The organism is Pseudomonas sp. LF-5, from assembly GCF_037626295.1.
Classification (GTDB): domain Bacteria; phylum Pseudomonadota; class Gammaproteobacteria; order Pseudomonadales; family Pseudomonadaceae; genus Aquipseudomonas; species Aquipseudomonas monsensis.
In genome coordinates, this window is record NZ_JARKMT010000007.1 from 133770 (window position 1) to 156705 (window position 22936).

20 protein-coding genes are annotated in these 22936 nt (G+C 61.6%); 10 read left to right on the forward strand and 10 right to left on the reverse strand.

Annotated features, from left to right (window positions below; all coding sequences use genetic code 11):
* Positions 1 to 12 precede the first annotated feature (12 nt).
* The gene (locus PseuLF5_RS20100; protein WP_340134510.1) at positions 13 to 2373 is read right to left on the reverse strand and encodes a TonB-dependent receptor; all 2361 of its coding nucleotides are present in this window, start codon (positions 2371 to 2373) and stop codon (positions 13 to 15) included.
* Between the two features lie 165 nt (positions 2374 to 2538).
* Between PseuLF5_RS20100 and PseuLF5_RS20105 the strand changes: the two genes are divergently transcribed.
* The gene (locus PseuLF5_RS20105) at positions 2539 to 3483 is read left to right on the forward strand and encodes a LysR family transcriptional regulator (protein ID WP_123470479.1); all 945 of its coding nucleotides are present in this window, start codon (positions 2539 to 2541) and stop codon (positions 3481 to 3483) included.
* A 213-nt stretch (positions 3484 to 3696) separates the two neighbouring features.
* Complete coding sequence (locus PseuLF5_RS20110; RefSeq protein ID WP_340134512.1) at positions 3697 to 5313, forward strand: alkaline phosphatase family protein; 1617 nt, start codon at positions 3697 to 3699, stop codon at positions 5311 to 5313.
* A gap of 182 nt (positions 5314 to 5495) precedes the next feature.
* On the opposite strand, the gene PseuLF5_RS20115 is transcribed toward PseuLF5_RS20110, so the two are convergent.
* A complete protein-coding gene (locus tag PseuLF5_RS20115) occupies positions 5496 to 6404 on the reverse strand; it encodes a TauD/TfdA dioxygenase family protein (protein WP_340134514.1) in 909 nt (302 codons plus the stop codon).
* Between the two features lie 181 nt (positions 6405 to 6585).
* Here PseuLF5_RS20115 and PseuLF5_RS20120 point away from each other — a divergent pair, with 181 nt between their 5' ends.
* Entirely contained in the window at positions 6586 to 7506 is a 921-nt protein-coding gene (locus PseuLF5_RS20120) for a LysR family transcriptional regulator (protein ID WP_123470473.1), read from the forward strand.
* A 39-nt stretch (positions 7507 to 7545) separates the two neighbouring features.
* Here PseuLF5_RS20120 and PseuLF5_RS20125 read toward each other — a convergent pair whose 3' ends face one another.
* Positions 7546 to 8559, reverse strand: coding sequence for an ABC transporter substrate-binding protein (locus PseuLF5_RS20125; RefSeq protein WP_340134517.1), 1014 nt, complete (start codon positions 8557 to 8559; stop codon positions 7546 to 7548).
* Positions 8560 to 8861: 302 nt separating this feature from the next.
* Here PseuLF5_RS20125 and PseuLF5_RS20130 point away from each other — a divergent pair, with 302 nt between their 5' ends.
* The 3 genes from PseuLF5_RS20130 to PseuLF5_RS20140 are packed head-to-tail and all read left to right on the forward strand — an operon-like array spanning position 8862 to position 12896.
* A complete protein-coding gene (locus tag PseuLF5_RS20130; protein WP_340134519.1) occupies positions 8862 to 10460 on the forward strand; it encodes an ABC transporter permease in 1599 nt (532 codons plus the stop codon).
* Complete coding sequence (locus tag PseuLF5_RS20135; protein WP_123470466.1) at positions 10457 to 11272, forward strand: ABC transporter ATP-binding protein; 816 nt, start codon at positions 10457 to 10459, stop codon at positions 11270 to 11272. The genes PseuLF5_RS20130 and PseuLF5_RS20135 overlap by 4 nt, the downstream gene beginning before the upstream one ends.
* A gap of 13 nt (positions 11273 to 11285) precedes the next feature.
* A complete protein-coding gene (locus tag PseuLF5_RS20140; protein ID WP_340134521.1) occupies positions 11286 to 12896 on the forward strand; it encodes an arylsulfatase in 1611 nt (536 codons plus the stop codon).
* Between the two features lie 213 nt (positions 12897 to 13109).
* Here PseuLF5_RS20140 and PseuLF5_RS20145 read toward each other — a convergent pair whose 3' ends face one another.
* On the reverse strand, positions 13110 to 14180 hold the full coding sequence (locus PseuLF5_RS20145) for a fatty acid desaturase (protein ID WP_340134523.1): 1071 nt from the start codon (positions 14178 to 14180) through the stop codon (positions 13110 to 13112).
* Positions 14181 to 14280: 100 nt separating this feature from the next.
* Here PseuLF5_RS20145 and PseuLF5_RS20150 point away from each other — a divergent pair, with 100 nt between their 5' ends.
* Positions 14281 to 15285 carry an AraC family transcriptional regulator gene (locus PseuLF5_RS20150; protein WP_340134525.1) on the forward strand — a complete coding sequence of 335 codons (1005 nt, stop codon included), beginning with the start codon at positions 14281 to 14283 and terminating at the stop codon, positions 15283 to 15285.
* Between the two features lie 131 nt (positions 15286 to 15416).
* On the opposite strand, the gene PseuLF5_RS20155 is transcribed toward PseuLF5_RS20150, so the two are convergent.
* Both PseuLF5_RS20155 and PseuLF5_RS20160 read right to left on the reverse strand, forming a co-directional pair.
* Positions 15417 to 16802: a heavy metal sensor histidine kinase gene (locus PseuLF5_RS20155; protein WP_340134527.1), complete on the reverse strand. Its 1386-nt coding sequence runs from the start codon at positions 16800 to 16802 to the stop codon at positions 15417 to 15419.
* Positions 16792 to 17472 carry a heavy metal response regulator transcription factor gene (locus tag PseuLF5_RS20160; protein ID WP_123470456.1) on the reverse strand — a complete coding sequence of 227 codons (681 nt, stop codon included), beginning with the start codon at positions 17470 to 17472 and terminating at the stop codon, positions 16792 to 16794. The genes PseuLF5_RS20155 and PseuLF5_RS20160 overlap by 11 nt, the downstream gene beginning before the upstream one ends.
* A 136-nt stretch (positions 17473 to 17608) precedes the next feature.
* Between PseuLF5_RS20160 and PseuLF5_RS20165 the strand changes: the two genes are divergently transcribed.
* Both PseuLF5_RS20165 and uraH read left to right on the forward strand, forming a co-directional pair.
* Positions 17609 to 18094: a GlcG/HbpS family heme-binding protein gene (locus PseuLF5_RS20165; protein ID WP_123470454.1), complete on the forward strand. Its 486-nt coding sequence runs from the start codon at positions 17609 to 17611 to the stop codon at positions 18092 to 18094.
* A gap of 11 nt (positions 18095 to 18105) precedes the next feature.
* On the forward strand, positions 18106 to 18516 hold the full coding sequence (uraH, locus tag PseuLF5_RS20170) for a hydroxyisourate hydrolase (protein ID WP_340134530.1): 411 nt from the start codon (positions 18106 to 18108) through the stop codon (positions 18514 to 18516).
* Between the two features lie 124 nt (positions 18517 to 18640).
* Here the strand turns inward: uraH and PseuLF5_RS20175 are convergent, their stop codons facing one another.
* Complete coding sequence (locus PseuLF5_RS20175) at positions 18641 to 19318, reverse strand: Crp/Fnr family transcriptional regulator (protein WP_123470450.1); 678 nt, start codon at positions 19316 to 19318, stop codon at positions 18641 to 18643.
* Between the two features lie 82 nt (positions 19319 to 19400).
* Between PseuLF5_RS20175 and PseuLF5_RS20180 the strand changes: the two genes are divergently transcribed.
* The gene (locus PseuLF5_RS20180; RefSeq protein WP_340134532.1) at positions 19401 to 19925 is read left to right on the forward strand and encodes an Mpo1 family 2-hydroxy fatty acid dioxygenase; all 525 of its coding nucleotides are present in this window, start codon (positions 19401 to 19403) and stop codon (positions 19923 to 19925) included.
* 108 nt (positions 19926 to 20033) lie between these two features.
* Here PseuLF5_RS20180 and PseuLF5_RS20185 read toward each other — a convergent pair whose 3' ends face one another.
* From PseuLF5_RS20185 to cysT, 3 genes are read right to left on the reverse strand one after another with little or no spacing between them, the layout of a single operon-like run.
* Entirely contained in the window at positions 20034 to 21023 is a 990-nt protein-coding gene (locus tag PseuLF5_RS20185) for a sulfate/molybdate ABC transporter ATP-binding protein (protein WP_322375326.1), read from the reverse strand.
* 3 nt (positions 21024 to 21026) lie between these two features.
* Complete coding sequence (gene cysW, locus PseuLF5_RS20190; protein WP_007952817.1) at positions 21027 to 21899, reverse strand: sulfate ABC transporter permease subunit CysW; 873 nt, start codon at positions 21897 to 21899, stop codon at positions 21027 to 21029.
* A gap of 13 nt (positions 21900 to 21912) precedes the next feature.
* Entirely contained in the window at positions 21913 to 22731 is an 819-nt protein-coding gene (gene cysT / locus PseuLF5_RS20195; RefSeq protein ID WP_007952818.1) for a sulfate ABC transporter permease subunit CysT, read from the reverse strand.
* Between the last annotated feature and the right edge of the window lie 205 nt (positions 22732 to 22936).

Here is a 22936-nt window from a genome sequence, read left to right on the forward strand (position 1 = left end):
TTGAATGACGGATCAGAAGTCGTAGCGACCGGTAACCCCAAGGGTGCGCGGTGTGCCGAGCAAGCCTTCATAGCCGCCGTTGCCGCCGGTCCACAGGGTGGTGTAATAGGTCTTGTCGAAGGCGTTTTTCAGCCACAGCGAAACGTCCCACTGGCCCTGGTTGAAGTCGCCGCGCAGACCGGTGGAAAAGTTGACCACCGCGTAGCTCGGGATCTGCCCGTAGTCGGAATCCTCGACCGTGCCCACCGCCTTGGAGCGGAACGCGTAGCTGGCAGTGACGTAGGGTTCGAAACCGTTAGCCAGGTTCCACTTATATTCGCCGTTGGCGTTGCCGATCCATTTCGACGCGCCGACCACTTGATGCCCGGTAAGGTCGCAGGAGGCCGGAGCGCCCGGTGCGAGACTGACTTCCGGCGGGCACGGCGCATCTTTGTAGGAGAGATAGCTGACGTCGTTGTACGAGCCGTTGATGTTCAGGGTCAGGCCGCGCAGCGGGATCACGGTGCTTTCGAATTCGACGCCGCGCGACCGGACCGAGCCGGCGTTGGTCAGGTATTGCACGCGGTTGTCGGCGTCATAGGCGTTGGTCTGGTAAGCGTTGACCTGGGTCCAGAATACGTTGGCGTTGAGCTGCAAACGGTGATCCCACAGTGTGCTCTTGAACCCGAGTTCGGCGTTGTTCGCGCGTTCGGTGCCAATCAGCAACGACTCGGCCCCGGCCGTTGGCGCCGAGCCCACCGCCAGGTTGACCCCGCCGGATTTCTCGCCGTGGGAGAGCGTGGCATAGCCCAGCACGTCGTCGGTGATGCGGTAACTGAGGTTGAGCAGACCGGACGGGCTGGAACCGTACTGGTTTAAATCGCCGGAATCGTAGGCCCCGGCTCGCCCGCGACGCGCCGTGGCCGCCGCGCCGGTCACAGCAGCCCCGCCGAGCGGTGCATCACGGGTGACCCAGGCGGATTTCTCTTCGTAAGTGCCGCGTACCCCGGCGGTGAAATCCAGGCGCTCGGTCAGATGCCAGGTGCCTTGGGCAAACAGCGCAAAACTGTCGGTCTTGATATGGCCGTTGCCGATGCTGGTGACATTGGCCAGCGCCCCGCGCGGCGTGCCATTCCAGATGTCGGCCTGGGGGCCGTAATAAGCGAAGGATTTGTTGTCCAGGTCCGAGCCAAAGTAATAAGCACCGACCACGTAATCGAAGAACTCGCCCTTGGGCGAGGCCAGACGAAATTCCTGCGAATACTGTTTGTCTTCCACCGAAACCCCGGCGTTGTAACTCGCCGGAACGTTGAGGCCATCGTCGTTACGCGGGGTGAAATTCCAGAAGCGATAGGCGCTGATCGAGGTCAGCGTGAAGTCGCTCGGCAAGGTCCAGTTGGCTTCAACCGAGGTGCCGCCCTGATGCACGGTGACGTGCTGATCGTTGTCCAGATTCACCTTGCGGTGCGCACCGTTGACCAGCGTCGCGCCCGCCGCATTGGCCCGCGCCTGATAGAGATTGACGCCGTTGATGGTCGGCCCGGTGTTGTACAACACGCGGGTGCCGGCGCTGGAATCCTCTTCGTTGTAGTCACCGATCCAGCGCAGGTTGAAATCGTCATTGGGCTTGAACAGCAACTGTGCACGGAAGCCGTCGCGCGAGCCGCCATTCAGATCATGGCCGTCGTATTCGTTCTTGATATCGCCGTCGCTGCGCGTGCGGTAGGCCGAAAAGCGTCCGGCCAGTTGATCGTTGAGCGGCCCGGAAATCGTGCCCTTGGTCTGGAAATAACCGTCCTCGCCCACCGAGGTTTCGATGCTGCGCTCCGGCGTGAACGTCGGGGCGCGGGTGCTGATATTGATCACCCCGGCGGTGGTGTTTTTACCGAACAGCGTGCCCTGCGGTCCGCGCAGGACTTCCAGCTGTTCGATGTCCATCAAATCGAACACCGCCATCCCCGGACGCCCCAGATAAACGTTGTCGATGTACAGCCCGACGCTGCCTTCCAGGCCGTCACTGGCCGGGTTGTTGCCCAGGCCCCGAATCGACACGCTGGACTGACGTGCGTGCATGTAGGCGACGTTGACGCTGGGCACCAGTTGCTGCAAATCCTGAATCCGGTAGACCCGCTGTGTCTCCAGATTCTGGCCGCTGACCACGCTCATCGGCGTCGGCACATCCTGCGAGCTTTCTTCGCGGCGGCGAGTGGTGACGGTCACGGTTTCCAGCTGCGAACTGTTGACGACCGGCTTGTCGGCCGGAGCCGGTGACGGGGTTTGCGTCTCGGCGGCGTAACCATGAGTCCAGCTCGCACTCCCTGCCAGCAGCAGGGCCAGAGGCAGGCGTTTGAGCCGTCGTGGTGTTAAGGGTGACGCAAGGTTCAACGGACTCATGGCGCGGCTCCTGGTCAAAAAACACACAGACATCTTCAGCGCTGCATATTCTTTTAAGTTATTTATTTATGGATTTACAAATATTTACTGCATAAGAGATTGCCTTTATAAGGAGTCGACCTAATGCATATCCAATGCATTTCCCGGATATTTTTTATGTGAAAAATGCATATCGACTTGCGCCAGCTCCGCCACTTCATCGCCCTCGCCGAACAACGCAGCTTTGTCGCTGGCGCGCAGGCGGTGAACCTGTCGCAGTCGGCGTTCAGCCGCAGCATTCAGGCGCTGGAACACAGCGTTGGCTGCCAGTTGGTTGATCGCGGGCGCAAGGATCTGCCACCAACCAAACAGGGCCAGGTGCTGCTCGAACATGCGCGGCGACTGGTCAGCGGCGCGCAGCAGATGGCCAACGAGATCAGTCAGTTCAATGGGCTGGAGGCGGGGGAATTGCGCTTCGGTTGCGGGCCGGCGCCGGCAGCCGGATTGATCCCGCGCGCGATCGGCGCATTCATCGGGCGCTACCCGAAGGCGCGAGTACAGTTTCAAGTCGATGACTGGCAGAGCCTGAGCAAACGCCTGCTCAGCGAGGAGTTCGAATTCTTCGTCGCCGACACCCGGCACTTCGAGGCCGACCCGGATTACCTCACCTACCGATTGCGTCCGCGCAAATGGCATTTCTGTTGTCGTGCGGGGCATCCGCTGGCCGCTTTGGAACGGGTCACGGCCGAGCAACTGATGAGTTATCCACTGGCAGTGAGCATCCGCCCGCCAAACCTGCGCAAGGTCATCGTCGACCTAAGCGGTCGCCCGGATTTCACGCCGAATGTGGAGTGTGAAAACAGTGCGAGCCTGCTGAGTGTGGTGCTGCGTTCGGAGGCGATCGGGATTGTCGGCGCGTACTCTGATGCGCTGCATCAGGCCAAGGGTGAACTGGTGTGTTTGCGTATTGAAGGCTTGGCCGATGATCTTGAAGAGTTGTACACCCGCTACGGGATTGTCAGCCGCGCGGGGTATCGGTTGTCGCCGCTGGCGGAGGCGATGATTGAGCAGATCAAGGCGGTTGATGCGGTGGATGAGGAGGTGTGTTCGCTGGATCGACTCGCTGTCTGATCCACCGCTATCGCTGGCAAGCCAGCTCCCACACGTTCCGGGTGTTCACATCATCTGTATCTGGCGCAAATCCTGTGGGAGCTGGCTTGCCAGCGATAGCGTCGCCACTCGCACCGATGCATTCCCTGCATAAAACCCATTCCCCAAATGCACTTGCCGAACACCCCCACCGAAAGCGACAACCCTTGCCTGTCTCTCTGACCGGTGAACCCCATGTCCAACCCGCAAAACCCCGTGCGCAATGTGCTGTACATCATGTGCGATCAACTGCGCCGCGATTACCTGTCCTGCTACGGCCACCCGCATCTGCACACGCCGAACATTGATCGACTGGCCGCCGCCGGCGTGCGTTTCGGCCGCGCCTACACCCAAGGCACGATCTGCGGGCCGTCGAGAATGTCGGCCTACACCGGGCGTTACGTCAGCAGCCATCAAGTGGCGTGGAACGCGGTGCCGCTGCCGCTGGAGGAACTGACCATCGGCGACTACCTGCGCCCCCACGGCATCCGTACCGCGCTGGTCGGCAAGACCCACGCCACGGCCAATGTCGATGCCTTGCAGCGTCTGGCGATCAACCCCGACAGCGCGCAGGCCGAGGCGCTCAACGAGGTCGGCTTCGAACCGTACTTTCGCCACGACGGGATCTTCCCCGACGACCCGCTGTTCGACGACAAACGCGAATCCGCGCCTTACACCCATTACCTGCGCGAGCAGGGTTTCGACGGGCGCAACCCCTGGCACGACTGGGCCAATGCCGCCGAAGGCGAGCACGGCGAAATCCTCAGCGGCTGGAAAATGCGTCATGCGAATTTGCCAGCACGAATTCCCGAGCAACACTCAGAGACTGTCTACACTACAAATCGAGCGATCGACTTCATCACCGAACAAGGTGAGAAATCGTGGTGTTTACACCTCTCCTACATCAAACCGCACTGGCCCTATATCGTACCGTCGCCATACCACGCCTTGTACAGTACGAAATCGGTTCTCGACGCGGTCCGCGCGACGCCCTCCGAAGCCAGCAAACACCCCGTATACACGGCGTTCCGTCAGCATGAGGAAAGCCTCAACTTCTCTCGCGATTCAGTACGATTGACTGTAATCCCCACCTACATGGGCCTGATCAAGCAAGTGGATGATCAGCTCGGGCGGCTGTTTGATTTCCTGCAGAGCAATGGACGTTGGGATGACACCTTGATCGTGTTCACCAGCGATCACGGCGACTTTCTCGGCGATCACTGGCTGGGCGAGAAGGAGTTTTTGCTGGAACAAGCGGTGGGCGTGCCACTGATCGTGCGTGACCCGCGCGCGGCGGCAGATGCCACGCGGGGAACGGTGGAGGAGCGACTGGCGGAAACCATCGACGCATTGCCGACGTTTTTGCAGGCACTGGGCTTGCCGGGGGCCGAGCATCGGCTCGAAGGACGCTCGCTGATCCCGTTGTTGCACGGTGAAAATCCTGAGTGGCGCCGCTATGCCATCAGCGAATACGACTACGCCTTCCAGGCGCCGGCGCGCGAGCGTCTCGGCCAGCCGATCGACCGCTGCCGCATGACCATGGTGCGCAGCGAGCGCTGGAAATACCTGGCGTACGACGGCTTCCGGCCACAGTTGTTTGATCTGCTGAACGATCCGCAGGAGCTGCGTGATTTGGGTGAAGATCCGGCATTCGCGGCGGTGCGCGAGGAGCATGCGGGGTATTTGTTTGAGTGGGTGCGGGGGTTGAAGCGGCGGACGACCATCAGTCATCAGGAGATTGATTCGCGCGGGCAGCGGTTTCGCTATGGCGAGCCGGAGACAGAGAAGGTTGTTCAGATTGGGGTTTGGTAGTTTTAAGAGCCCCTCACCCTAACCCTCTCCCAGAGGGAGAGGGGACTGACCGAGTCGTTTTTTAGCTCTACGCCAACCTGAAATATCAAGGTTGAACTCAGGCTCGAAAAGCCCACAATCGGCGCCCTCTCCTTCTGGGAGAGGGCTGGGCGGGCGGCGTTCCGATGAGGGGTTTTTGATCTTCAATCACGACCCTTGATGGTCTGGCTACGCTGCCCAGAAGCCCCAATCGGCACCTCACCTTTCAACGTCACCCGCCGCACCACCCGATCCTGAGTCCCGTAATCATCAATCGCATAATGCTGCGTCGAGCGGTTATCCCAGATCGCCACATCGCCGGCCTTCCAGCGCCAGCGCACGGTGTTTTCCTGACGGATCACATGGCTCTGCAACAGGCCGAACAGATGCGCCGAATCCGCCTGCGAGTAACCCTTGATGCGCTTGACGAAATGCCCCAGCAGCAAGCTCTTCTCGCCGCTGATCGGGTGCACACGCACCACCGGGTGCTCGGTCTCGTAGACCGTCGAGGTGAAAACCTTGCGATAGCGCTCGAGCTTCTCCGCCGAGACGTCAGGCTTGGCCCCGGCGTAGTCGTATTCGTTGCTGTGCACGGCGACCAGTTTGTCCGCCAGCTCACGCAGCTCGGTGGGCAGTTCGTTGTACGCGGTCGCGGTATTGGCCCACAGGGTGTCGCCACCGAAGGCCGGGGCCACCACCGAACGCAGGATCGAGGCTTTCGGATAGGCGTCGATGAACGTTACGTCGGTGTGCCAGGAGTTGGCGCGCTGGCCTTCGGCACCGTCCAGTTCCAGCAGGTAACGCGTGCCCTCACGCACTGGCACGGTCGGGTGCGCCACGGGTTCGCCGAGCAGATGGGCGAAGGCTTCCTGGCGCTGATCGTCGAGTTGGGTCTGCTCGCGGAAGAACACGACCTTGTACTGGATCAGCGCCTGCTGAATGGCTTCGATCGTGGCAGCGTCCAGTTCACCGGACAGGTGCACGCCGCGAATTTCGGCGCCGATACGACCGGCCACCGGATGGATTTCCAGCGCGTGGACAGCGGGTTTTACAGCGAGTGCGGCATTGCTCATGGGTAGACCCTCATCGACTGCTTGCGGTTGGGCGGCAGCGAAACATCGCTCTATCTATATTCCATTTACATCTAATAGATATTCACATGCTTCGTTGACGGAATAAGAGCTTGCATTTAAAACCTCAAGCAACCCTCGTCGCAAATGCCTTCGAGCTATTTTTAGGATGCCGGAAAAGCATATGGATCTTCGCCAGTTGCGCTACTTCATCGCCCTCAACGAACACCGCAGTTTTGTCCGTGCGGCGGATGCGATGGGCATCACCCAACCAGCGTTCAGCCGCAGCATTCAAGGGCTGGAGCAGGAGTTCGGCTGCGTGCTGGTGGATCGCGGCAACAAGGATCTGCGCCCCACGCCCGAGGGTCAGGTGGTGCTGCAACACGCCCTGAGCCTGGTGCAAGGTGCAGCGCTGCTCAGCGCCGAAGTGACGCAGATGACCAAGCTTGATGCCGGTGAAGTGCACTTCGGTTGCGGCCCGGCGCCGGCGGTGAAACTGGTGCCGGATGCGGTGGCGCAATTCATCAACGCGCACCCGAAAGTGCGCACCTGTTTTCAGGTGGACAACTGGGAAAAACTCAGCCGTGCGCTGAGCCGCGAGGAGATCGAATTCTTTATCGCCGACATCCGTCATTTCGAAGCCGATCCGAACTTCCAGACCCAGGCCCTGACGCCCAAGCGCGGGGTGTTTTTCTGCCGGCCGGGGCACCCGTTGCTGGCCAAGGAAAGCCTGTCGACCAACGACATGTTCGACTACCCGCTGGCGACCACACTGATCCCGCCGGGGATCCGCAAACTGCTGGCGAACCTCAGCGGCCGGATCGATTTTTCCCCGACCATCGAGACCGAGCATTTTCCGGCACTGGTGAAAGTGGTGCTGCAATCGAATGCGATTGGCGTGGGCACGGAAGAGGCGTTCGTCGAGGACATCGCCAAGGGTTCGCTGGTGTTATTGCAGTGGCGCAATCTGCCGCAAAACCTGGAGAGCATGAATGCGCGCTGCGGGATTGTCAGTCGCACCGGGTTCCGGTTGTCGCCGGCAGCAAGAGCGATGATCGAAACGTTGGTGGCGGTGGATAAACAGCAGATCAGCGTCGCGGTTTGAGGGTCATTCCCACGCTCTGCGCGGGAATGACCGCATGACTCAGAGCTTCGCGGCCGCCAGCTCAGGCGCCACCCACTCGTTCACCTTGAACGGCTTGCGAATCAGCTTCTGCTGCGCCGCCAGATCCACCTTGCCCTGCAGGTTTTCGAGGAACAGCGGATCCAGTGACGACGGGAACACTTCGCTCAGATTCTGATCCTTCAGATCCTGGGTCAGGATCACCGGCGGATAGCTCGCGAGCCCCGAAACCAGTTGCACGTAAGCGTCCTTGTTGCTGTCCTGAGTCAGCCACTCCACTGCCTGCTGCTGCGCCTTGAGCAGCTTCGCCACGGTTTCCGGATGTCCGTCGACAAACTTGCCGGTGCCCACCAGCACCGACTGCACACTGCCGGCGCCACCGAGGTCCTTGGTGTTCAATGGCAGCTCAGCCAGGCCTTTAGCCTGCAATGCGGTCAGCCCGGAGCTGCCCCACGACGCATCGATCTGCTTCGCCGCCAGCGCCGCAACCGCTGCGTTGAAATCGAGGTTGATCACCTTCACGTCCTTCTCGCTCAGGCCCACGCTGGCCAGCGCCGCATCGAACGACAACTGGGTCGCAGTGCCCCGGAAGATCGCCACGCGCTTGCCTTTGAGATCCTGCAGCGTCTTGATCCCCGAACCCGGCACCACGCCCAGGTATTGCTTCACACCCCGGGCGCTGGCGCTGAGCAGGCGCGTATCCAGTCCGTTGGATTTGCCGATGATGGCCGCCAGGTCTCCGAGATAGGCCAGGTCCACTTGGCCATTGGCGAACGCCTCGTTGATCACAGGTCCGGCGCCCTTGAAGAAGCTCCACTGAATCTTGATGCCCTGATCGGCGAAGGCCTTTTCGAAGATCTGCTGATCGCGCAGCACGTCCACGATGCCCCCGCCGCTGTGCTGGGTGCCGGCGCTCAGATCAGGCACGGCAATCCTGATTTCCTTGAGCTCGTCGGCCTGGGCAGCGAACGCCAGCAGACCCGCCAGTGCCGGCGCGGCAAACAGACTGATGACACGTTTGAAGGGAAGGTTCATGGGTGCGGCTCCTGATCACGACGGCATTGAGGAGCCGAAAGTAGGCGCAATCCGCATCAGCGCTTAAATACTTAAAAAGCACATTTTTATAATTTTTCACGCTAAGCCAGCAAAGTCGGGACATGCAGAGCGGTATGCATGGAGAGCATCGAAAATATTCTTCGAATGCATTGGATGCGTGCAGGGCTGGAGGCCTTAAATGGCGCTGCTTATCTCCAAAATGATTATTTTCTAACCTACTTATAACTATTGGTTTTTAGCTAATTCCGCTGACTCGATCCAACCCGACAACGGAGGTCACCATGGCCCGTGAATCCCTGCTCAGCCTGCCACTGGCCGCACCGCCGTTGAAAAGCCGGCGTACCTGGCCAAGCCTGAGCCACCGCGTTTTACCCTGGATATTACCGCTCGGACTGTTCGCCCTGTGGTGGCTGGCGGCGCGCAATCAATGGATGAGCGAACAGATTCTGCCGGCGCCATCGCTGGTGTGGAACAGCGCGATCGAGTTGTCCCAGGGCGAGTTATGGAGCCATTTGTGGATCAGTCTGCAACGGTTGTTCTGGGGCCTGCTGGCGGGCGTTACCGCCGGCGCGGTACTCGGTGCGGCGCTGGGTTTCAGCCGTCGTCTCGAACGCCTGATCTTCCCGACATTCGCCGGCCTGGCACAGGTGCCGACACTGGCGTGGATTCCGCTGTTCATGGTGTTTTTCGGCATCGGCGAAGTACTGAAACTGGTGGTGCTGATCAAGGCCATCGTGGTCCCCGTGACCCTGCACACACTGGTGGGCGTGCGTGATGCGCAACCGAAACTGCGCGAAGCCGCTGCCGTCTTGCGCCTGCCGCCGTACCTGCTGATCCGGCGCCTGGTGCTGCCCGCTGCACTGCCGGCGTTCATGGCCGGTGTGCGTCTGGCCCTGGCCGCTGGCTGGACTTCCTTGCTGGCAGTGGAGTTGCTGGCCTCCAGCGAAGGCATCGGCTATCTGATGGTCTGGGCGCGGCAACTGTTCATGCTCGACATCGTGTTCGTGTGCATTGTGGTCATCGGGGTGCTCGGGGTTGCGATGGATCGCGGTATCGGCTGGCTCGACCGCAAACTGGTGCACTGGCCGCACCCGGCTACCGCCGAAATCCGCCGTGGCCCGCGCTATGAAGGCTGGCAGCGGCTGCAACCGTGGCTGTTGCCGCTGGGCCTGATCGGCTTGTGGCAAGTGGCGAGCGATCAGCAGTGGGTCGATGCGAACATTCTGGTCAGCCCGCTGGCGGTGCTGGAAACGACCAGAAACGGTCTGTTCGACGGCACGCTGATCAGCGGCATGGCCTTGAGTCTCGGCCGCACCGTGGGCGGTTTGTTGTTGGGTGGCGGACTGGGTTTCGCCCTCGGCCTGCTGTTGGGCCTGTCGCGCACCAGCGAACGGCTGCTCGGACCGACCCTCGCCGCCATTCGCCAGATCGCGATTTTCGCCTGGGTGCCGCTGCTCACCGCGTGGTTCGGCCTCGGTGAACTGGCGAAGTGGGTGTTCGTTGCCCTCGCCGCGTTTTTCCCACTGTTCATCGCCACCCACCGCAGCGTCGCCAACCTCTCGCCACAACTCAACGAAGCCGCGCAAGTGCTGCGCCTGAGCCTCGGCCAGCGCCTGCGCCGCCTGGTATTGCCGGGGGCAGCACCGGGGATATTCGCCGGGCTCAGGCTGAGCCTGATCTACGCCTGGCTCGGCACCATCGGCGCCGAATATTTCATGCCGTCGAACGGTGGCATCGGCAGCCAGATGATCGGCGCGCAACAGTTGCTGCGCATGGACCTGATCATGGCCGGGATGCTGCTGGTCGGCCTCACCGGCGCCCTGCTCAACCTCATCGGCCAACGCCTGGAAATTCGCGCCACTCGCTGGAGACACGCATGAACGCACCGATTGTCAGCTTCACCCACGTAGGCAAATCCTTCGACGTCGACGGTTTCGAACTGGAGGCGATTCGTGAATTCAACCTGGACATCGCCGAGGGCGAGTTTGTCGCCATCGTCGGTTCCAGCGGCTGCGGCAAATCCACCTTGCTGCGCCTGCTGGTCGGCCTCGACACGCAATTTCGCGGGCAGATTACGGTGGATGGCAAAGCCGTCAGCGGCATCGGCGGCGAACGCGGCATCGTCTTTCAGGAGCACCGTTTGTTTCCGTGGCTGACGGTGGCCGACAACATCGCACTCGGCCTGGTCAACGAGCCCTTGAGCGCCGCCGAAAAGCAGCAGCGCATCAACGATTTCATCGAGCTGGTCGGCCTGCGCGACTTTACTCGCGCCTATCCGCACCAGCTCTCCGGCGGCATGGCCCAGCGCGTGGCGATTGCTCGCGGGTTGGTTGCCAGCCCACGGATTCTGCTGCTCGACGAGCCTTTCGGCGCCCTCGATGCACTGACTCGCCAACAGATGCAGGACGAGCTGCTGGCGATTCGTGACCGGGCGAAAATCACCACGATTCTGGTCACCCACGACGTCGAGGAAGCGATCTTTCTCGCCGACCGCGTGGTGGTGATGGAACCGCGTCCGGGTCGGATCAAGCAAGTGGTCGACATTGCCCTGCCGCATCCGCGCCAGCGCAGCAGTTTCGACTTCCATCAGTTGCGTGAAGAGCTGCTGCACGAACTGACCAGTGACGACCATTACCAACCGAGCCTGCCGGTGCAGATCCGCGATCTGCCGCTGTCGTTCATTGCCTGCTGAGAGGAGCTTTTCGATGCCGCAACGCCCCAACTTTCTGGTGATCCTGGCCGATGATCTCGGCTTCTCCGACCTCGGCGCCTTCGGTGGCGAAATCGCCACGCCGAACCTCGATGCCCTGGCCAGCAACGGCCTGCGTCTGACCGACTTCCACACCGCACCGACCTGCTCGCCAACCCGTTCGATGCTGTTGACCGGCACCGACCACCACATCGCCGGCATCGGCACCATGGCCGAGACCCTGACCCCGGAGCTGATCGGCAAACCGGGTTACGAGGGCTACTTGAATGACCGCGTCGTCGCCCTGCCCGAGTTGCTGCGCGAGGCCGGTTACCAGACATTGATGAGCGGTAAATGGCACCTGGGCCTGAAGGCTGAGCAAGCACCGCAGGCGCGGGGTTTCGAGCGGTCGTTCTCGCTGTTACCGGGAGCGGCCAACCACTATGGTTTCGAGCCGACTTACGACGAGCACACCCCGGGCCTGCTGAAGTCGACCCCGGCGCTGTACATCGAGGACGACACCTTCCTCGACGAATTGCCCAAGGATTTCTATTCGTCCGATGCCTTCGGCGACAAGCTGCTGCAGTACCTCAAGGAGCGCGATCAGAGCCGGCCGTTCTTCGCTTATCTACCGTTTTCCGCACCGCACTGGCCGTTGCAGGCGCCGGCTGACATCGTCGAAAAATACCGTGGGCGTTACGACGCCGGTCCCGAGGTGCTGCGTCTGGAACGCCTAGAAAAACTCAAGGCACTGGGCCTGATCGAACCCGACGTTGAACCACACCCGCTGATCCAGCTGAGCGCGCAGTGGGATGCACTGAGCGATGAGCAACGACAGATTTCCGCACGGGCGATGGAGGTCTATGCGGCAATGGTCGAGCGCATGGACTGGAACATCGGCCGGGTGGTCGATTACCTGCGCCAGCAGGGGCAACTCGACAATACCTTCATCCTGTTCATGTCCGACAACGGTGCCGAAGGGGCGCTGCTGGAAGCCTTCCCCAAGTTCGGCCCGGAGTTGATGACCTATCTGAACCAGCACTACGACAACAGCCTCGACAATATTGGCCGGGGCAATTCCTACGTCTGGTACGGACCGAACTGGGCGCAGGTGGCGACGGCGCCGTCGCGACTGTTCAAGGCCTTTACCACCGAGGGCGGGATTCGTGTGCCGGCGCTGCTGCACTACCCGCAACTGCCGATCAAAGGGCAGATCAGCCATGGCTTTGGCACGGTGATGGACATCACCCCGACCATTCTCGATCTGGCTGGCGTACGTCATCCGGGCAAGCAATGGCACGGCAAACCGGTGGCGCCGTTGCGGGGTAAATCGTGGCTGGGCTTTTTGTCCGGCGAGACGGCGCAGGTGCATGACGAACACACCGTCACCGGTTGGGAGTTGTTCGGGCGGCGGGCGATTCGCCAGGGGTCGTGGAAAGCAGTGTGGATCCCCGGTCCGGTGGGGCCGGCCACCTGGCAGTTGTATGATCTGGCCAGTGATCCGGGGGAGATTCATGATCTGGCGTTGAGTCAGCCGGACAAGCTCAGCGCGTTGATCGGGCATTGGCAGCAGTATGTGGAGGAGACCGGGGTGATCTTGAGTGCTTCGCCGTTTCAGCCGGATTGAGGGGAAGATCAAAAACCCCTCATCGGAACGCCGCCCGCCCAGCCCTCTCCCAGAGGGAGAGGGCGCTGACCGAGGTGTCTTACGTTAAATATCAACCTGTGAAAATGAGTCGATTATGGATTCACCGAAGCACTTTCACGTCGGCGTAACTCTTCGATATCCCCCAATCGGTCCCCTCTCCCTCTGGGAGAGGGTTAGGGTGAGGGCAGCTTGTCAGGCCTCCACCGCCTCCCCAGACACCGCGATTTCATCCCGACGAACAAACCGGTTCGCCCGCCCGAACGTGCCGAAATCATTGAACCGCACCCCCATCTCGCGCATCACTTTGTGCGCCACCGGCACGGTCATCTGGCGAATGTAGAACGGCTCTTTCACCACAAAATGGTGGATCCCGTGACTGCTGCCGAAGTTGAAGCAGAACGCCTGCAACGGCCACAACCACCACGGGTTCAGCACCTGGCATTGCTGCAGCACATTGCCCGGCTCGACATCACCGTAGTAATGCATGTTCGAACTGATGAAGTGCAGGCAAAACGTGCGCAGCACGTTCGGGCCGATGATCACCACGGCCGCGATGTCGATCACCTGCATCACCGACAGCGTAGTCGCCGACCACTCGATCGGCGCCCCCATGAGGTAGGCGACGCCATTCGCCGCGTGGAAGCCGAGAAACACGTACCACGCGCCCCAATGCACCAGCGCCAGCGGCGCGTAGACCTTCAACGAGCGTTTGATGATGCTGATTTTGTGCGCCCGGGTTTTCGCCCGCAGCATACGAATGAACGCCGACATTACGTTGTCGCCGACCATCAGCAGCCGCGCGAAACCCCACGGTTCGCCGTTGGTGATCGCGCGTTCTTCCATGTCGGTTTCGGTGCCGGACACCTTGTGATGGTTGAGGTGCAGATGACGGCGAATCCACGGGTTGATGGTGCTCGGCCGCGCCAGCCACACCAGGCCCATCATCAGGTTGTGCGGCACGCGCTGCTTGCGAAAGTACATGCTGTGGATCAGGTCGTGTTCCAGTTCATGGGTCAAGGACGCAAAAAACGCGTTGAGCAGCAGGCACACCCACCACGCCATGTGACCCGTGATGTACAGCGCCGCCGAGCCGATCATCCCCGCCAGAGCAAAGGCCAGAATGCCAGCGCCGAGGGCGTCCTGATGCCGGAGAATCGGGTAGCGCTCACGCAGTTCGACGCCTTTGGCCAGCACCACTTCGCGAATATGCGCTGATCGCTGGGCAGCATTGTGTCGCTGGGGACTTGCAGAAGTACGGTCCATGCTTCCATCCTCTGGTTATTGATGTTCGCATCCTGCCCTGCGCGGTTGCAGAACACGCTAGCCGAGAACGCCAACCTGTTGACCGGAAGCGCCAATCAGCATGAAGGAACCGACCTCCCTTGCCAGTTGGACCCGTGCCTTGCGCAAGCAACTCGATGCGCTGGGCCTGGACAGCATTGCCCTGTGCCAGCAGGCCGGCCTCGATCCGCAGCTGATGGACGACCCGAATGCGCGCTATCCACTGTCCGGCACCACGCGCCTGTGGGAGCTGGCGGTGCAGGCCAGCGGCGATCCGGCGATCGGTCTGCGGGTGTCGCGCTTCGTCAGCCCGACCACCTTTCATGCGCTCGGTTATGCGCTGGTGGCCAGCGGCAGCCTGCGCGAGGTGTTCGAGCGCATCGTGCGTTATCACCCGGTGGTCAGCGATGCGCTGGAGCTGGAACTGAGCCGCGGCGACGAGCGTTATCTGTTCCGTCTGAAAATTCCGTCAGGCAATCCGGCGCCGGCCTTCGAAGCCATTGATGCGTTTGCCGCGATTTACGTGCGCACCTGCCGCAATCGCCTGGGCCGCGACTACGCACCGCTTGCGGTGTATCTGCGCCGTCCGGAACCGGTCGACGCGCACCGGTGGCACAAGGTGTTCCGCGCCCCGGTGCACTTCTCCTGCGCCGAGGATCGCCTGGAGTTCGCCCTCGCCGACTTCGACAGCCACCTCGACGATGCCAACCCGGAACTGGCCGAACACAACGAAGCGGTACTCGAGCGCACCCTGGCCCAGCTCAAGCCGCTGACCTGGGAGCGCAAGGTGCGCGACGCCATCGAAGAACAACTGCCCGAAGGCGAACCCGGCGCCGAACGCATCGCCCAGGCCTTGCACCTGAGCCTGCGCAGCCTGCAACGGCATCTGGCGGATGAAGGCTGTCGCTTCGACACGCTGCTTAACGAGAGCCGCGAGAATCTCGCGCTGCTGCACCTGCGCGATCCACAGTGTTCGTTGAGTGAAGTGAGTTATCTGTTGGGGTTTGCCGACACCAGCAGTTTCAGCCGGGCGTTCAAGCGCTGGACGGGGATGACGCCGGGGCAGTTTCGTGATCAGTTGCGCTGATTGATCCGAAATGTGGGGTGAATCGACTGGCCTCTTCGCGAGCAAGCTCGCTCCCACAGTGATCAAGGTGTGACACAGCTTTTTGTACACCCCAAACCCTGTGGGAGCGAGCTTGCTCGCGAAGAGGCCTGTCAGATCAACTCAAAGCCCAACTCAAACACTGTGCCACTCGCATCACTGCTCACCCGCACCCGCCCGCCATGCAACTGCATGATCGACTGCACGATCGCCAGCCCCAGCCCACCCGAATCCCCCGGCTCCGCCCGTGACGGATCGACGCGATAAAAGCGATCGAACAATTTGCCCAGATGCTGCGGTGCAATGGCCGGGCCGTGGTTATGCACCTGCAACCAGCACACGCCCGGCTCATCGCAGCGCCGCAGGCTGATCAGCGTGCCTGCATCGGCGTGGCGCACCGCGTTGGCCAGCAGATTACCGAGGGCGCGCTGCAGCAATTGCTGGTCGGCCAACAGTTCGCCGTGCAGCTGGTTTTCCAGGCGCAACTCGCGGTCATCCGCCAAGGCTTCGAAGTAATCGCACAGTTCGCCGCCGAGGCTATGCAGATCCAGCGTCTGCAAGTCGAGCGCCCGCTCCGCCTGCTCGGCGCGAGCGAGGAACATCAGATTTTCGGCCATGCGCTTGAGGCGTTCGAATTCTTCCATGTTCGACGCCAGCAACTCCTGATACTCCGCCGTGCTGCGCGGGTGATTCAGCGCTTGCCCGTTGCTCGCCAGCAAGGTGTGCAGTGGCGTGCGGATTTCGTGCGCGAGGTCGGCGGAAAACTGCGACAGCCGCTGCACGCTGTCGTCCAGCCGCGCGAGCATGCCGTTGAGCGCCTGCACCGGTTCGAGCAGCTCGGCCGGCGTACCGCTCGCCGACAACCGTTGATCGAGGCTGCGCAGGTCGATTCCGCGCACCGCTTCGCTCAATTGGCGCAACGGTTGCAGGCCACGGCGCAACAACACCAGGCCCAACGCGAACGCCAGCAATGCGCCGAGCCCGACCGCCAGATACAGACGCATGCGATAACGGCCGAGCATCTGCTCGCGCTCACTGAGCACCTTGCCGGCGATCACCGTCAGCGGTTCGCCGTTCGGCCCTCGGGCTTCACCGGACAACAGCGCCAGTTCGGCACCGTCCGGTGCCTGCCAGGTCAGCACGTCGCGGCGCTGCGGCGTCTGCTCGCGAGGGATCGCCTTGAGCGGCGGCAATGCGCGCTGCCGAGGGTTGATGCCGATCACGCTCGATCCGTCGGCGCGCCGCACCAGCAACAGGCTGTCGAGGTTACCGAGCATGTTTTGATAGAGCCGCGGCCGCGCCTGCAAGGCGTCGAGGCTGTCGCTGTCCGCGAGCAACGCGCGCACCTGCTCGAGTCGACCGAGCAAGGCCAGGTCATCGCGGTAAGCGATCTCCGACGCCAGCGAGCGGTAGAGAAACACGCCAATCGCACTGAGCACCAACGCGCAGACCACAGCGAACGCCAGCGCCAGCCGCCAGGCGATCGACCTAGCGCGCATCGTCGGGCGCTTCCAGCTGATAGCCGACGCCGCGCACGGTGTGGATCAGTTTCGGCATGTACGGGTCATCGACCTTGGCCCGCAAGCGACGCACCGCGACTTCGACCATGTTGGTGTCGCTGTCGAAATTCAGGTTCCACACCTGCGAGGCGATCAGCGTGCGCGACAGCACCTCGCCCTGACGGCTGGCGAGCAGTTGCAGCAGGGCAAATTCCTTGTTGGTCAGGGCAATGCGCTGGCCGCCGCGACTGACCCGGCGGCGCAGCACATCAATTTCGAGGTCGGCGATGCTGTAGGACTCGGCCTCGCGCATCGGCCCGCGTCGCAGCAACGTGCGCACCCGCGCGAGCAATTCGGCGAACGCGAAGGGCTTGAGCAAGTAATCGTCGGCGCCCAGTTCAAGGCCGCGCACGCGGTCTTCGATGGCATCCTTGGCGGTGAGGAACAACACCGGCGTGGCGCCGCGCTGGCGGATCAGTTGCAGCAGTTGCCAGCCATTGAGGCCCGGCAGCATCACGTCGAGGATGATCAGGTCGTACTCCTGTTGCTCGATGAAGTAGCGCCCGTCGAGGCCATTGAGTGCCACGTCCACAGCAAAACCCGATTCACCCAGGCCTTTGGCCAGGAAATTCGCGGTTTTGGCTTCATCTTCTACGACCAGCAAACGCATGGCACACCTCGATTGATCAGGCATACAGGCTAGGCGCCTTCGGCGCGATTGCCCATTACAAACTTGTAATCCGACTGACGGGGTTCTGACGAAGACCGGCGGCTAAGGTGAGGTCCTTCGCTTTCGGAGCCTGCTCATGACCTTCAAATACCTTGCCGCGAGCCTCGCCATCGGCCTGAGCGCCAGCGCCTTCGCTGGCCCTGACCTGCCGCGTCACGCCGACCTTGATCTGAAAACCGCACGCCTGCTGGCCGATACGGCAATGAGTAACTGCACAGGCACGGTGTCGGTGCTCGACCGTGGCGGCAACCTGCTGGTGACCTTGCGCGGCGATGGCATCGGCCCGCACAACACCGCCGCCAGCCAGCGTAAGGCGTACACCGCGCTGTCGACGAAAACCCCGACCCGGCTGTTCGCCGAGCGCGCCCGCAGCAACCCGGACACCGCCAACCTCAACACCCTCGACGAGTTGCTGTTGCTCGGCGGCGGCATCCCGTTATTTGCCGGCAGTGAACTGGTCGGCGCCATGGGCGTGGCCGGCTCCGGTGGTGGCGAGCAAGACGAAAGCTGTGCCATCAAGGCCGCCGAACAGGCCGGCCTGACCCTCACCCGTTCCCAATAAGGAGTCTGACCATGACCACCCTGCGCATGACCTTCGCCGCACTCGGCCTGAGCGCCGTTTCCAGCCTGGCGCTGGCCGCCGGCAATCCACTGAGCGTGCACGTGCTTAATCTGGAAAACGGCCTGCCGTCCCCCGGCATCAACGTGACCCTGGAAAAACACGTCGGCCGGAACTGGCAGCCGCTGGCTCAGGGCACCACCAACGAACAGGGGCGCATCGCCGAACTGTTCCCGGCCAAACAGCCTTTCGAGGCGGGCGAGTACCGGGTGGTGTTCAAGACTGGCGAGTATTTCGAAAAGGCCAAACGCGAGACGTTTTTCCCGGAGATTCCGGTGATTTTCCAGGTTAAGCAGACTGACCAGCACTACCACATCCCGTTGCTGCTCAGCCCGTATGGTTTCTCGACCTATCGCGGTTCGTAAGCCACGCACGTTGCCCCTGTAGGAGTGAGTCTGCTCGCGATAACGGTCAATCAGTTCATGATGTGTTGGCTGACACACCGCTATCGCGAGCAGGCTCACTCCTACAATGGATCGCTGCCAGATTTTAGAGTGTGGCCAGTGCCCGCAATCGCGCGGCATCGAGGATCTCGATCTCGCCGTAACCCAGTCCGATAATCCCCTGAGCCTGCAAATCCTTAAGGATCTGGTTGGTGGTCTGCCGTGACAGCGACAGCATCGACGCCAGTTGTTCCTGGGGCAGTTGCAGCATCCGCCGGGGCGGGTCGAGTTCGCCGTAGCCTTCGGCGATCAGCAGCAGACGATGGGCCAGACGCGCCGGGGCCGGCAGCAGGCTCAGCTGTTCGAGGTTAATGAAGGTCAGGCGCAATTTCTGGCTCATCAGCAGCGCCAGATGCCGCCAGTACAGCGGGTGCTCGTCGAGAATTTTCAGCAAAGTGGTCTGGGGAATGTTCACCAGGGTGCACGGCCCGACGGCGTAAGCATCATGGGTGCGCGGCTGACCGTCGAACAGGCAGATTTCGCCGAACCAGTGCGGCGCTTCCACCAGGCTCAGCAACGCCTCCTTGCCCTGCTCGCTGACCGCGCCGATGCGGATCGCGCCGTCGAGCACCGCGTACAACCCGCACGGCGCATCGCCGCGCTGGAACAGGCGCTGCCCCGCCGTCAGCCGCCGCTCCCGGGCTGCCGCCAGCAGACTATCCTGAAAGGATGCCGGCAGATGACTGAACCATTGCCCGGTCATCAACTGTGAACGCTTATCCATGATCACTCCCAATTGTCGCCTGCCTGACAGAGCGAACGCCGAACCCGGGGCATGCTGCGCTCACCCTACAGGAGGAACAACAATGAAAAGCCTCGTCGATCATCTGAGTCAATACGCCGCGTACCACCGTGACCCACGCAACATCGCCAGCCACTTTATCGGCATTCCGCTGATTGTGGTGGCGGGGGCGGTGCTGTTGTCGCGACCAGAGTGGTCACTGGGCGGCTTGTGGCTATCGCCGGCGGTGCTGCTGGCACTGGCTTCGGCGTGGTTCTACCTGCGCCTGGAACTGAAGCTTGGCGCTCTGATGACGCTGTTGATGGGCCTGTCGGTCTGGGCCGGGCACGCGCTGGCGCAGCAGAGCACCATGGTCTGGCTCAGCAGCGGGCTGGCGATGTTTGTGATCGGCTGGGTGATCCAGTTTGTCGGCCATCACTATGAAGGGCGCAAACCGGCGTTTGTCGATGACGTCAGCGGGCTGATTGTCGGGCCGTTGTTTGTCGTCGCCGAACTGGCGTTCATGCTCGGCATGCGCCATGAACTGAAAGAGCAGATCGAAGCGCGGGCGGGGGTGGTGCGAGTCAATCCGAATCGTGCGGCTGTGTAGATCCCTTTCGCGAGCAAGCTCGCTCCCACAGTGGACGGGTGCTGAACACAAACTTCATGTCCGACCGAGTTCCCTGTGGGAGCGAGCTTGCTCGCGAAGCTTTTGATCTTAGAGGTTAGCGACTTTCTGCCAGACCTTCGGTTTGAAGAACAGGGTTTCACCCTTGGCCAGGCCGATCAGGCTGTCATGGTCTTTCACCACTTCGGCCTCGATCAGATCCGTCTGCCCTTCCACCTTCAACGTCACCCGCGTGGTCGCGCCTAACGGGCGGATATCGCGCACTTCAGCGGCATGGTGATCTTCCAGCTCATGTTTGGACAACGACACTTCGTGCGGGCGGAACAGCACGTGGTTGTCGTCGCTGAGCAGCAAGCGGTTCGAATCGCCGAGGAAGTGATAAACGAAGTCGCTGGCCGGGTTTTCGTAAACGTCACCCGGTGAGCCGATCTGCTCGATCACGCCCTTGTTCATCACCACGATACGGTCGGCGACTTCCATCGCTTCTTCCTGATCGTGGGTCACGAAAACGGAAGTGAGGTTGATGTCTTCGTGCAAACGCGCGAGCCAGCGGCGCAGCTCTTTGCGCACCTTGGCGTCGAGGGCGCCAAACGGTTCATCCAGCAACAACACTTTCGGCTCCACCGCCAAGGCGCGGGCCAGGGCGATACGTTGACGCTGACCACCGGACAGTTGCTCCGGGTAGCGATCCGCCAACCAGTCGAGTTGCACCATGTTCAGCAGTTCGTGGACCTTGGTCGCGATCTGGCTTTCGCTCGGGCGCTGGTTTTTCGGTTTCATGCGCAGGCCGAACGCGACGTTGTCGAACACCGTCATGTGGCGGAACAGCGCGTAGTGCTGGAACACGAAACCGACGTTGCGATCACGCACGTCGTGGCCAGAGACGTCTTCACCGTGGAAAACGATGTTGCCATTATCCGGGGTTTCCAGGCCGGCGATGATCCGCAGCAGCGTGGTCTTGCCGCAGCCGGACGGACCGAGCAATGCCACCAGCTCACCGCTGTGAATGTCCAGGCTGATGTTGTCCAGCGCCTTGAACGCATTGAAATTCTTGCTGACGTTACGCACTTCGATCGACATGAATTATTCCTCCGCGGCGCTGGCGCGCAGGCGGTTGATACGGTTTTCGCTCCACTGCTTGAGCAGCAGGATGAAGAGCGCCAGGATCAGCAACAGGCTCGCCACGGCGAACGCGGCCACGTGGTTGTATTCGTTGTAGAGGATCTCGACGTGCAGCGGCAAGGTGTTGGTCACCCCGCGAATGTGCCCGGAGACCACCGACACCGCACCGAACTCACCCATGGCCCGTGCGGTACACAGGACCACGCCATAGATCAGGCCCCATTTGATGTTGGGCACGGTGACATGCCAGAACATTTGCCAGCCGTTGGCGCCGAGCAGCCGCGCAGCCTCCTCTTCCTGAGTGCCTTGTTCCTGCATCAGCGGGATCAGCTCACGGGCCACGAACGGCACGGTGACGAAGATCGTCGCCAGCACGATGCCCGGCAGGGCGAACACGATCTGGATGTCGTGATCCTGCAGCCACGGCCCGAACAGGCCCTGGGCGCCGAACATCAGCACATAGACCAGACCGGCGATCACCGGCGATACCGAGAACGGCAGGTCGATCAGCGTTACCAGCATGCTCTTGCCACGGAACGAGTATTTGCTCACGCACCACGCGGCACTGACGCCGAACACCAGGTTCAGCGGCACCGAAATCAGCACGGCGATCACCGTGAGTTTCAGCGCCGACAAGGCGTCCGGTTCAAAGATCGCAGTGAAGAACGCGCCAAGGCCGTTCTTCAAACCTTGCGACACCACGATGAACAGCGGCAACACCAGAAACAGGAAAAAGATCAGCCAGCCTAGACCGATCAGGATTCTGCGCGAAGTGGCACTGCCACGGCGCGCAGCGTTGGCCGAGGACGCGGCCGCAATAGACGATTGGGACATGGTTCGCGCCTCCTTATGGGGTTTCGATACGCCGCTGCAGCAAGTTGATCAGCAGCAACAGGACGAAGGAAACCACCAGCATCAGCACGCCGATGGAAGTGGCGCCGGTGTAATCGTATTGGTCGAGCTTGACCATGATCAGCAGTGGCAGGATCTCGGTTTTCATCGGCATGTTACCGGCAATGAAAATCACCGAACCGTACTCGCCGACACCACGAGCGAAGGCCAGGGCAAAACCGGTCAGCCAGGCGGGCAACAGCGCTGGCAGGAGGATATGACGGAACACTTGCAGCGGTTTCGCGCCGAGGCAGGCAGCAGCTTCTTCGACTTCACGGGGAATATCGGCGAGCACCGGCTGCACCGTGCGCACCACGAACGGCAGGGTCACGAAGGTCAGCGCGAGGGTGATGCCCAACGGCGTGTAGGCGATCTTGAAACCGAGGTCGGCGGCGAACTGCCCGACCAGTCCGGTCGGGGTGTACAACGCGGTCAGGGCGATACCGGCCACGGCCGTCGGCAGGGCGAACGGCAGGTCGATCATCGCGTCGATCACCTTGCGCCCCGGGAAGGTGTAGCGCACCAGCACCCAGGCCAGCAGCGTACCGATGATGCCGTTGATGATCGCCGCACACAGGGCGGTGCCGAAGCTCAGCTTCAGAGCGGCCAGCACGCGCGGGGCGGAGATGATCGTCCAGAACTGATCCCAGGTGAGTTGGGCGGCGTGGACGAACATCGCCGCCAGCGGGATGAGCACAATCAGGCTGAGGTACACCAAGGTGTAACCCAGCGTCAGCCCGAAGCCGGGTATGACGGGGGAGATACGACGCGACATAAAAGTCCTTGGTTAAAAACGCATCAATGTGGGAGCGGGCTCTGTGGCGAGGGGATTTATCCCCGATGGGCAGCGTAGCTGCCCCAAAACCATCGCATGCGGTGTGTCTGGTTTCCCGCATTTGCCGATTTCGGGGCTACTGCGTAGCCCGACGGGGATGAATCCCCTCGCCACAAAAGCCCGCTCCCACATGGTTTCGTGCCTG